This is a genomic window from Pseudoalteromonas prydzensis (assembly GCF_001661495.1).
Taxonomy (GTDB): domain Bacteria; phylum Pseudomonadota; class Gammaproteobacteria; order Enterobacterales; family Alteromonadaceae; genus Pseudoalteromonas; species Pseudoalteromonas prydzensis.
The window spans coordinates 74,406-85,972 of the sequence record NZ_BDDT01000018.1; the positions used below are offsets into that span (position 1 = coordinate 74,406).

The following is an 11,567-nucleotide window of genomic DNA, read 5'->3' on the forward strand; positions in this document are numbered from 1 at the left end:
TTGTATGCACTCGCTTGTGTGATTAAATACTGTTATGTCCACGATCATAACTATTGATAAAGTTAATGCCTGCATTCAATGAGTACTTAAAAACGTTAAGAGAACGTAAGTTCTTAGATATCGGAACAGTAGCCGAACGAACTGGCGTGCATAGAAACACTCAATCAAAATATGAGGATAGTCGCGATCCCCCTTTCGATTATTTAGTGGAGTTTTCAGCTTTAGTTGGTGAGCCATTTATCAATGTTTTATTAAAACGCCTGGATGATTCTAAAGCTTCACCAAATGCAATTGATCGTGCGTTAGACTCTTTAACACCAACGCCTGTGGCCCATACTCAGAGCCAACTGAGTGACGAAAATCATACTGATAAGTTACAAGTTCAACTAAGTGAAGAGTCACACACGCTAATACCAGCAAGTGCATTAATTTCTATAGATACTAGCAATAAAACTATTGATGCTGATTCGATTTATGGGTTTTTAAACCCAATGAATGGTGGTTATTTTGCTGCCAAGTTAAAGCTTACAAATTCTAAGCTTCATTTGTTGTTTGATCACCCTACTCGTAAAGACTTGAGCTTTGCAATTGAAGGTGGTGAAACCGAATCTCATTACATTCTAAAAACACTCGGTTTATTAGGAAAAGTTGTGAAAGCTGAGCTTAGCTTTTAATTTATCAATGAACGCCGTTTTTATCACGGTTTCGTACTTTTATTTATCATTAATTCGCGGTTTGTCTTTTCGCGCTTTATTTTTATAAAACAGCGCTTAAACCCTTATTTATCCCGCGTTTTCCCATCTATTCTTATCTATTCCCTAGTTATCATTTAGATCTGTTAGTTACAGTACCTATGAGCTAATGGGTTTATTTAAATGCCAACTTACAGTTAAGAGAAAAGCTTAACAGTATGAAATAAAACAAAAAATACAAAAAACGCCATTATAAGCATTGAATTAAAGACCATAAATTAAGCACCAAGATCTTCACCTCATTTATTTTTCAGCGCATTTCATTAAGGGCAACTTGAATGAATAGCTAAATTTAATCGCCACGAGTTTGCAACTTAAGCTACTTGCATTAAAAAAGTGCATTTCACAAATTTATTCGTATAAAACTAGATAAATGATCACTTTTATACTTTGCAACAAAATCAATTTGATCATTTATCAACCGCAAAATGTCGTGGCTTTAAGAAATATCACGATCTAAAACTGTAAAATGAGGATAATAAAAGCTACAAAACAGCCAGATTGAACATAAAAACATCGAACAGACTGCTTTTTTTTGTTTAAAAGGTTTTATGTGTTGACACTTTGCAGCGCGGTCATTAATATTTCGCCCCGTTGAAAGGCACATACGCTTCCCCCTTAGCTCAGTTGGTTAGAGCGACGGACTGTTAATCCGCAGGTCCCCCGTTCGAGTCGGGGAGGGGGAGCCAGTCTTTTCAGCCATAAACGATTCCCCCTTAGCTCAGTTGGTTAGAGCGACGGACTGTTAATCCGCAGGTCCCCCGTTCGAGTCGGGGAGGGGGAGCCAAATTTATGTAATATGATATTGTTCCCCCTTAGCTCAGTTGGTTAGAGCGACGGACTGTTAATCCGCAGGTCCCCCGTTCGAGTCGGGGAGGGGGAGCCAAATCATATAAAATTAAGTTAATGTAGTTCCCCCTTAGCTCAGTTGGTTAGAGCGACGGACTGTTAATCCGCAGGTCCCCCGTTCGAGTCGGGGAGGGGGAGCCAACTTAAAGAATCCATTAGACTTTCCTAAATAATTCCACTACTCTACTTAAATCAAAAATATATTTTTAAATGCGTTATTAACATGCATAAAAATAGTTTGATTAATCAAGGATATGATTCCTTTCCCTTTGATCTACTAAAAGAATAAGACATGGCTGGTTTTAAAAAACTCATATTTATTCAATTAATATCTTGGCTAGTGTTTGCAAGTATTGGCGGTTATTTTGTTGCGTCAGCGTTTGATAATGCAGCAAGTAATGCACAACATAAAGCGCAATTAGTCGTTAATAACTATATAAATAAACATTCGATTGCCGAAATATCACCTGAGAAACTTCAGCAAGTGCTTGCTGATGGGAATACTTTTTCCTCTTTTATTCTGCGAGATCAGCAAGGCAAAGAACTCATTAATATTCAATCCCCTACTCCTTTACCTGCGATTGCTCAATTAGTAGAAACCAGTTTTAATTCTGTTCGGCCTCAATTTGCAGTAAACCAAGCATCGGATATTAAAGTTGAATTCATGATAAATGCTAATAACCTTGGGTTGTTACTACAACAAGGTCTATTTGTTGTTATTTTAGTATCAGGCTTAATGGCGATTATTCCCATTGTTTTCATGAAAACCATGTTCAAAAAGTTAAATCGCAGTATAAGTATGACGGTAGCCGATGTTATCGATGTATATATCAATCAAAATCAAGTCAATAATGGTCTTGAAACAGCGATTAATAACAACAAAATAAAGCAGTTGGGCGTTGATTTAATACCCAGTTTTAATCGTCTGGCGCATTTTTTACAAAGTAAGCACGATGATATTCAAAATGCGGCACACTCTATCAAGCAAGAAGCGTATAAAGATGTAGTAACTGAGCTTGGTAACCGTAATATGTTTGTTGAATATTATGAAAAACACATTGAAAGCAGCGAAAAAAGTACCTTTGGCTCACTGGCAATGGTGCGTTGTAGCGAACTACAAGCAATTAACCAGACCCGCGGCTATCAAAAAGGTGATGAATACGTTAAAGCTGTCGCTGATATCATTAAGCATATTAGTGGCACCTATACTGGCAGCAAGGTTTTTCGTTTAAACAGCTCAGATTTTGCCATTGTCTTACCAAACACGCCACTTAAAGAATCAGAACGTTTTGGTGATAACCTGCAGTCTCGCTTTACCCAATATCAACAAACTCAAGAGTTAAGCTCAGTAGCAAACACGGGGATTGTTGGTTACGAAAAAGGCAAACCTTTAGGTGAGCTACTTTCAGTGGTAGACAACGCGATGAGCATGGCGCAATCAAAACAAGCAAACGCTTGGCATGTTCAACGTGAAACCGATTTAGTTAATAATGTCAGTGCTGGGTTTGGCAACCAAAACTGGCGCAAAGTGATCAATGAAGTCATTGAGTCTGAACGTGTGCATTTAGTTATGCAAAACATTATGCCAATCGGTAAAAGCATGAAAGCTTACGCTGAAATTCAAGTGCGTTTCAAAACCGCTGAAAATCAAGTGCTGCCTACCGCTTCGTTTTTAGCTATGGCCGAAAAACTTGATATGGCAGTGGAAATTGATCAGTTAATCATTAATTCATCCCTAGAAAAAATTAAGAGCCGCAATTTTTCTGAAAAATTCTTTGGTTTAAATGTGACCGCTTCAAGTGCACACAATGATCAGTTTGTAATTTGGTTAGAACGTCGCTTATTAAAAGATACTAATATTGCCTCAAAACTGGTGTTTGAAGTCAGCGAGTTTGGCCTACAACAAAATATTAAAGCCAGTAAGCGCTTTATTGATATGATCCATCGGGTTGGTGCACGTATAACCGTAGAACGTTTTGGTGTGGGTTTAACCTCATTTAAGTTTTTCCGTGATTTGAAACCTGATTTTATCAAAATGGACGCAAGTTATACCCGCGGCCTTGAAGAAGATAAAAACAATCAATATTTTATGCGTTTAATGGTGGATTTAGCACATAGGATTGGGGTGAGTGTTTTTGCTGAGGGCGTTGAAAGCCAAGAAGAAAAGCATATTATTGAAACCCTATGCCTCGATGGTGTACAAGGTTATTACATCGAAAAACCCAAAGATATTTAATCAAACTAAAAGGTGCGTTAAGCACCTTTTCTGTTTATTGCCCTTCACTCACCTGTTATTAAACGCGCTGGCTAATAAATTCCCTTTCCCCTGCTATTGTAGGTACTTTAGTTAATAAACAGTAAACGTTTCTTTTGCAATCGAGAAAATGTTGAATGCAATTAACTATCATTACTAAATGAGCGGTTTATTTGCCCGCTACGTGTTGTTAAACCGCCAATAAAAAAGGATAATGTCGGCGTTTATTATAGCTTGAGGCGAACATGACAGAATATGTCTTGCTGTTGATCGGCACAGTGCTGGTTAATAACTTTGTGTTAGTACAATTTTTAGGTTTATGCCCGTTTATGGGTGTATCTGGCAAACTAGATACTGCAATAGGCATGTCTCTTGCGACCACCTTTGTGTTAACCCTAGCCTCTGTGACTAGCTATTTAGTGCATCACTATATCTTGGTCCCGCTTGATATTACTTACCTGCGGACTATGAGCTTTATTTTAGTGATTGCTGTGGTTGTTCAGTTCACCGAAATGGTGGTCAGAAAAACCAGTCCAACACTTTACCGTTTGCTTGGTATCTTTTTACCATTGATCACCACTAACTGTGCGGTGTTAGGTGTAGCACTATTAAATATCAAAGAAGATCATTCATTTTTACAATCAGCGGTTTATGGCTTCGGTGCTGCCGTTGGTTTTTCTATGGTACTTGTTTTATTTGCAGCGCTTCGTGAACGCTTAAACGCTGCTGACGTACCTACCCCATTTAAAGGCGCATCAATTGCGATGATCACCGCAGGCTTAATGTCGATGGCCTTTATGGGCTTTACAGGATTAGTGAAGTTTTAACATGACCTTGTTTTATGCCTTGATTGCGCTGGGTTCACTGGCACTTATTTTTGGGTTGATCTTAGGATTTGCTGCGGTACGTTTTCGTGTGCAAAGTAATCCTATTGTCGAACAAATCGATACCATTTTACCACAAACGCAGTGTGGCCAATGCGGCTACCCGGGTTGTCGCCCGTATGCTGAAGCGATTGCCAATGGCGATGAAATCAATAAATGCCCGCCAGGTGGCGAAGCTACCGTTAAAAAACTTGCCGACTTAATGGGTGTAGAAGCGAAACCTCTTGCCGGTGGCGAGCAAGCAGAGCCAATCAAAACCGTTGCTTATATTCGCGAAGACGAATGCATTGGCTGTACAAAATGCATTCAAGCCTGTCCAGTTGATGCCATTGTTGGCGCCACGCGTCAAATGCATACGGTATTGATTGATGAATGCACAGGCTGTGATCTCTGTGTTGAACCTTGTCCTGTTGACTGCATTGACATGTTGCCAGTTGAAACCACCAAACAAACGTGGAAATGGCAACTTGATGCAATCCCAGTTACACAAATTGATTAAGGGGCACACATGGAAAAGCTAATTGCTCAAATTAAACAAGGTAAAGTGTGGCCATTCCCTGGGGGGATCCACCCACCGGGGCAAAAAACAATCTCCACAGCTCAAGCAATTACCCGCTTGCCTTTACCCGACAAGCTAGTTGTTCCGTTAAAGCAGCACATTGGTGCTAATGGCAAATTACTCGTTGAAAAAGGCCAGCAAGTACTCAAAGGGCAAGCCCTTACTAAACCTGTTGCAAATTGGTCCGTGCCTATTCACGCGCCAACATCTGGTGTAATTACTGATATTTGCCAAATGCCTTCGGCGCACCCGTCTGCATTGCCTGAATTAAGCGTTATTATTGAGCCTGACGGCCAAGATAACTGGTGTACATTAACACCTGTTCCATCACCAAACTTGCTTTCTCACGATCAGCTTATTGATATTATTCATGATCGCGGCATTGCAGGTATGGGCGGAGCAGGATTTCCAACCTATATAAAAGCTGATAGCCGCAAAGCAATCGAGTACTTAATAGTTAACGCAGTAGAATGTGAGCCCTATATTACCGCTGACGATATGCTAATGCGTGAACATGCCAATGGCATTGTTGCTGGCATCGAAATTATGCAGCAGTTATTAACACCAACGCTCACCATCGTTGGTATTGAAGATAATAAGCCTGAAGCCATTGCAGCCATGCAGGCAGCAGCTGAGCATAATGACAAAATAATCATTCAAACAGTGCCGACGATTTACCCATCTGGTGGTGAAAAGCAATTAATTAAGTTGCTCACCAATAAAGAAGTTCCCAGTGGCGGCATACCTGCTGACATTGGCGTATTAGTGCAAAACGTGGGGACTTTATTTGCGGTTAATCAAGCGGTTTTCGAAGGTAAACCACTGATTGAGCGGGTTATCACTGTCACGGGTAATACAATTCATAAACCAGGTAATGTTTGGGCGTTATTAGGCACTGAGATAAAACACTTACTTGACTGCCAAGGATTTTCACCAGTACCACAACAGCGTGTTGTAATGGGCGGCCCGATGATGGGCTTTACCTTGCCAACGGTACGTATTGGTGTGGTAAAAACCACTAACTGTATTTTAGCGCCAGATCACAATGAACTGGCCGAGCCTGGCCCTGAAAAAGCCTGTATTCGCTGTAGTGCTTGTGCAGATGCCTGCCCTGCCTCATTGTTACCTCAACAATTACAGTGGTTTGCTAAATCTAAAGAATACGACAAGCTCAAAGAACATAATCTATTTGATTGTATAGAGTGTGGTGCTTGCGCCTATGTATGCCCAAGTGAAATTCCACTGGTGCAGTATTATCGCGTTGCCAAAGTTGAAATAAAAGAACAACAAGCAGAGCAAGTTAAAGCTGAACGTGCGAAAGAACGTTTTGAACTGCGTAAGCTGCGTCTTGAGCGTGAGCAAGAAGCACGACAAAACCGCCATAAGCGCAAACCAGCAACTGAAAAGTCAGCTGACGAAAAACAAAAAATTGCCGATGCACTGGCACGCGTTAAAAATAAACCAGCAAAAGACGACGACAAATCGGCCGTTGCTGCAGCAATTGCCCGTGCAAAAGCTAAAAAGCAACAGCAAGATACTACACTTGAGCCAGATAACAGCGAAGTTGCACTAGAGCGCGCAGCGCGCAAAGAGCAAGCGCGTAAGTATAAAGAACAAAAAGCCGCAAGTGACGACGCACCAGCGCAGCAAGATGATAAAAAATCAGCTGTTGCCGCCGCCATTGCACGTGCAAAAGCAAAAAAGGCTGCACAAGCAGCGGAATTAGAAAACGATAATTCTGAGAATGAAACAGCTGCAAGCACTCCTGCAGATGATAAAAAAGCCGCCGTTGCAGCTGCCATCGCTCGCGCGAAAGCAAAAAAGGCGGCACAAGCTGAACAGGCTGCCAGCGTAGCAAGCGATGACTCACAGAGTAAGTCGGCATCTACAGCTATAAACGAAACAGTAAACGCCGAAGATAAACCAGAACAAACAGCACAAGACAAGAAAAAGGCCGCAATTGCAGCTGCTATTGCCCGAGCAAAAGCCAAGAAACTACAACAAGAAGGAAGTGATAAGTAATGAAGCTAACGATGGCCAGCTCGCCGCATAGCCACAGTCATAAATCACTGAGCAGATTGATGCTAACAGTGATTTTAGCCTGTATTCCTGGACTTATCGCGCAACTGTATTTTTTTGGTACTGGCGTAATAATCCAGCTTGTTTTAGCCTTGCTTACTGTCAGTATTAGTGAAGCGATTATCATGCTAATTAGAAAGCGCCCAGTATGGCCTGCATTAAGTGATGGCAGCGCTTGGCTCACGGCAGTATTATTGGCGCTAAGTATTCCGCCGTTGGCACCGTGGTGGGTTATTGTGATCGGTAGCTTTTTTGCTATTGTCATTGTTAAACAGCTGTATGGCGGACTTGGCTTTAATTTATTTAACCCCGCCATGGCAGCGTATGTGTTACTGCTGATTTCATTCCCAGTACAAATGACCACTTGGATGCCTGTTAATGATTTACTCGCAAATCCGGTTAGCTTAGCTCAGCAACTGAGTGTTATTTTCAACGGTTTTACAAGTGGTGGTTTTAGTGTTGATCAACTCAGAGTTGGTGTTGATGGTGTAACAATGGCCACACCTTTGGATACCATCAAGACTGATATCGCCCATGGTTTAACCGTAACTGAAAGTATGCAAGCCGCAATTTTTAATAGTTGGCTAGGACAAGGTTGGGGCTGGGTAAACCTTGGCTTTTTGATTGGTGGTTTATACCTAATTAAAGCCAAGGTTATAAATTGGCATATCCCTGTTGGTGTAATTGCATCACTTACTACGTGTAGTGCTATTGGCTATATCGCAGCACCGGGCACTGAGCCTGGCGTGGTATTTCACTTATTCAGCGGCGCAACCATGCTGGGGGCATTTTTTATTGCCACCGATCCTGTGTCAGCAGCTACCACTAATCGCGGCCGATTAATTTACGGCGCGTTAATTGGTTTATTAGTTTATTTAATTCGTACTTTTGGCGGTTATCCTGATGCTATGGCCTTTGCAGTATTATTACTGAATATGGCTGTACCGCTGATAGACTACTATACCCAACCGCGTACTTATGGCCATGGGGTAAATAAATGATCATTTCATCAATGACAAAAAATGGCAGTATTTTAGCGCTGTTTGCACTGATCACCACCGGCGCTGTAGGCGTTATTCATAGCCTCACTGCAGATAATATTGCCGAGCAAGAGCAAAAACAACTGTCCTCACAACTGCAAGCTGTATTGGATCCGCATTTTTACGATAATACCCTTTACCAAGACTGTGCCATTATTGATGATCCGCTTTTGGGTGATCATCCACAAACAATTTACCGTGCGCGTATAGATGGGCAACCAATCGCTTTAGTGATGCGTCACGTAACGCCTAAAGGTTATAGTGGTGATATCGAGTTATTGACGGCGGTGTTTGCTAATGGTGAAGTTGCTGGTGTTCGTGTTACAAAACATGAAGAAACACCTGGCCTTGGTGATAAAGTAGAAATAAAAAAATCATCATGGATCACCTCATTTAAAGGTCAAACATTACTAAGTGAAGACGACGAACGTTGGGCAGTTAAAAAAGATGGCGGTAGTTTTGACCAATTCACAGGAGCGACAATCACACCCCGTGCGGTGGTTGGCTCAGTGAAACACGCTGTGTTATTCTCAAAAAATAATTTCGATGCGGTATTTAGTGCCGATAACGCATGCCAAGTAGGTGAGCCATGAGCCAATTAAAAGAACTGTTTAACGAAGGAATGTGGAAAAACAACCCTGCCCTCGTGCAATTACTCGGTTTGTGCCCACTACTGGCCGTAACATCAACGATAACCAATGCGATGGGCCTTGGCCTTGCCACGTTAATGGTATTAGTTGGCTCAAATGTGACTATATCTGCCGTGCGAAACTTCGTACCTAAAGATATTCGTATCCCTGTATTTGTGATGTTTATCGCAGGCTTTGTAACCATAGTACAGTTACTAATGAACGCTTATACGTTTGGCTTGTATCAATCTCTTGGTATTTTTATTCCACTGATAGTAACTAACTGCGCCATTATTGGTCGTGCTGAGGCGTATGCTTCTAAAAACCCAGTTCATTTATCTGCGTTTGACGGTTTAATGATGGGCTCAGGGTTTATGGTGGTACTAGTTGTACTTGGCGCAATGCGCGAGCTAATTGGACAAGGCACTTTATTTGATGGCGCAGACTTACTACTGGGCCCATGGGCATCGGTTTTACGCATTGAAGTATTTAGTTTTGATAATCAATTTTTGCTCGCTATTTTACCACCCGGTGCATTTTTAGGCTTAGGCTTACTGATTGCTGCTAAAAATGTCATTGATGCGCAAATAAAAGCAAAGCAAGTTGCACCACCAGTGGCCGAAAAAGGCCCACGAGCAAGGGTCACCAGTTTAACTTAAGGGGAAGCGCACAGTATTTACTGTGCGTTTAAGTTGCATGAATAAAGAAAAACGTTACGAAATACTCTCGCGCCTGCGCGAGCAAAACCCACATCCTGAAACCGAGCTTGAATATTCAAGCCCGTTCGAGCTGTTAGTTGCGGTAACATTATCAGCACAAGCCACCGATGTGGGCGTCAATAAAGCCACGCGCAAGCTCTTTCCCGTAGCCAATACACCGCAAGCTATTTTAGATTTAGGCCACGATAAACTTCGCGATTATATTAAAACCATTGGTTTGTTTAACTCTAAAGCCGCCAATGTGTACAAAATGTGCCAAATTTTAGTTGATCAGCACAACAGCGAAGTCCCTGAAAACCGTGAAGCCCTTGAAGCCCTACCCGGCGTTGGCCGAAAAACTGCAAACGTAGTGCTCAATACCGCCTTCGGCTGGCCTACAATCGCGGTAGATACCCATATCGACCGCGTATCAAACCGCACTAAATTTGCCATGGGTAAAAACGTGGTTGAAGTTGAGAAAAAACTCGAAAAAGTGGTACCAAAAGAATTTAAAGTCGATGTACACCACTGGCTCATATTACATGGCCGCTATGTATGCGTAGCCCGCAAACCAAAATGTGGCAGCTGTATTATTGAAGACTTGTGTGAGTTTAAAGATAAAGTAGAGTAAGTTAGTGACTACTTTGAGCAATAAGCGGAAGTTCGCGCAAACACGTTTTTGGACAAAAGTGAGCTAAAGATGAGAGCTGCAGTAGCTCACTTCAGATAAAAAAATGTATTGATAACGTCTAAAGTAGTGGCCAAATTTAATTGGCCATTACACATTACAGCTCCCTAAATCTCTATTTAAACAATTATTTATAAGCCACTTGCTTGGAAGAGCGCATTTAAATCATTGTTCACTATCAACTCAAGGTTTTCAGTTATTTTTTCAGTGCTCCAATTCCACCAAGCAATAGATAGTAATTGTTGTATTGTAGCTTCATCAAAACGATATTTGATGATTTGTGCTGGATTACCGCCAACGATGCAATAATCAGGGACGTCGGACACAACAACTGATTTACTCGCAATAATTGCACCATTTCCAATGGATACGCCAGGCATAATAGTTGCTTCATAGCCAATCCAAACATCATTACCAATTTTAGTATCGCCTTTGAATGGTAATTCACCTTCAGAAGGTAAACTTTTTAACCAATCATGACCAAAAATGTAAAAAGGATAAGAACTAAAACCTGACATTTTATGATTTGCACCATTCATAATGAATTTGACATCTTTTGCAATGGCACAAAATTTTCCAATGATCAATTTATCACCAATAAATGGAAAATGATAAAGCACATTTGATTCGAACCTTTCAACACCTTCAGGATCATCATAATAAGTGTAATCACCAACTAATATATTGGGCGATGTAATGAAATTTTTAAGGAAGCCAACTTGAGGAAAACCTTTCATTGGCTCTTTATCATTTGAATTTGGGTATTTCATTTTCATCCTTTAAATTGATAGTACCTAACTATTCCAGCTCAGAAAGATAACATTGTTCATTTTCTGAAAAACATACTGAAGGACGAAGCAAAATTGTATCTATTTCGTATGTTTGTCATCAAATTAATATGGCAATTTATCTGCCTCGACACCGATATAATCAGGTTCGATGTAAGACTTAAACTTAACCGATTTTATCACAGCTTAGTTGAGCATTGAATTTCAGTTAGCTTAACGCTGGACAAAAGCGTGTCAGTGGCTTTGCTAGATTAGCATTTAATGGATTAGCTGATGTATGGGAAAGTAACAACAACCCTGCTCAGCACGCGCGGCTACGGAATGGAGGCGAAGCCGCAATGCAGTAG

At 41.1% G+C, this 11,567-nt stretch carries 10 protein-coding genes and 4 tRNA genes; 13 read left to right on the forward strand and 1 reads right to left on the reverse strand.

Annotated elements, in window-relative coordinates:
- Positions 1-53: 53 nt before the first annotated feature.
- The 13 genes from A7968_RS20845 (at position 54) to nth (ending at position 10,375) form a co-directional block, all read left to right on the forward strand.
- Positions 54-674 carry a helix-turn-helix domain-containing protein gene (locus A7968_RS20845; RefSeq protein WP_227008904.1) on the forward strand — a complete coding sequence of 207 codons (621 nt, stop codon included), beginning with the start codon at positions 54-56 and terminating at the stop codon, positions 672-674.
- 690 nt (positions 675-1,364) lie between these two features.
- A tRNA-Asn gene (locus tag A7968_RS20850) sits at positions 1,365-1,441 on the forward strand.
- A gap of 21 nt (positions 1,442-1,462) precedes the next feature.
- Positions 1,463-1,539 (forward strand) — tRNA-Asn (locus A7968_RS20855).
- Between the two features lie 22 nt (positions 1,540-1,561).
- A tRNA-Asn gene (locus A7968_RS20860) sits at positions 1,562-1,638 on the forward strand.
- 27 nt (positions 1,639-1,665) lie between these two features.
- Positions 1,666-1,742, forward strand: a tRNA-Asn gene (locus A7968_RS20865).
- A 151-nt stretch (positions 1,743-1,893) separates the two neighbouring features.
- Positions 1,894-3,837, forward strand: coding sequence for an EAL domain-containing protein (locus A7968_RS20870; protein ID WP_064668454.1), 1,944 nt, complete (start codon positions 1,894-1,896; stop codon positions 3,835-3,837).
- 263 nt (positions 3,838-4,100) lie between these two features.
- Positions 4,101-4,682, forward strand: coding sequence for an electron transport complex subunit RsxA (gene rsxA, locus A7968_RS20875; RefSeq protein WP_064668455.1), 582 nt, complete (start codon positions 4,101-4,103; stop codon positions 4,680-4,682).
- A gap of 1 nt (position 4,683) precedes the next feature.
- The gene (rsxB, locus tag A7968_RS20880; RefSeq protein ID WP_064668456.1) at positions 4,684-5,238 is read left to right on the forward strand and encodes an electron transport complex subunit RsxB; all 555 of its coding nucleotides are present in this window, start codon (positions 4,684-4,686) and stop codon (positions 5,236-5,238) included.
- A 9-nt stretch (positions 5,239-5,247) separates the two neighbouring features.
- Positions 5,248-7,320 carry an electron transport complex subunit RsxC gene (gene rsxC / locus A7968_RS20885; protein ID WP_064668457.1) on the forward strand — a complete coding sequence of 691 codons (2,073 nt, stop codon included), beginning with the start codon at positions 5,248-5,250 and terminating at the stop codon, positions 7,318-7,320.
- Positions 7,320-8,378, forward strand: coding sequence for an electron transport complex subunit RsxD (gene rsxD, locus A7968_RS20890; protein ID WP_064668458.1), 1,059 nt, complete (start codon positions 7,320-7,322; stop codon positions 8,376-8,378). Before rsxC ends, rsxD begins: the two co-directional genes overlap by 1 nt.
- A complete protein-coding gene (rsxG, locus tag A7968_RS20895; RefSeq protein ID WP_064668459.1) occupies positions 8,375-9,010 on the forward strand; it encodes an electron transport complex subunit RsxG in 636 nt (211 codons plus the stop codon). The genes rsxD and rsxG overlap by 4 nt, the downstream gene beginning before the upstream one ends.
- Positions 9,007-9,705 carry an electron transport complex subunit E gene (locus A7968_RS20900; protein WP_064668460.1) on the forward strand — a complete coding sequence of 233 codons (699 nt, stop codon included), beginning with the start codon at positions 9,007-9,009 and terminating at the stop codon, positions 9,703-9,705. Before rsxG ends, A7968_RS20900 begins: the two co-directional genes overlap by 4 nt.
- 37 nt (positions 9,706-9,742) lie before the next feature.
- Positions 9,743-10,375, forward strand: coding sequence for an endonuclease III (gene nth, locus A7968_RS20905; protein ID WP_064668461.1), 633 nt, complete (start codon positions 9,743-9,745; stop codon positions 10,373-10,375).
- 188 nt (positions 10,376-10,563) lie between these two features.
- Here the strand turns inward: nth and A7968_RS20910 are convergent, their stop codons facing one another.
- Positions 10,564-11,202 carry a Vat family streptogramin A O-acetyltransferase gene (locus A7968_RS20910; protein WP_084448254.1) on the reverse strand — a complete coding sequence of 213 codons (639 nt, stop codon included), beginning with the start codon at positions 11,200-11,202 and terminating at the stop codon, positions 10,564-10,566.
- Positions 11,203-11,567: the final 365 nt, after the last annotated feature.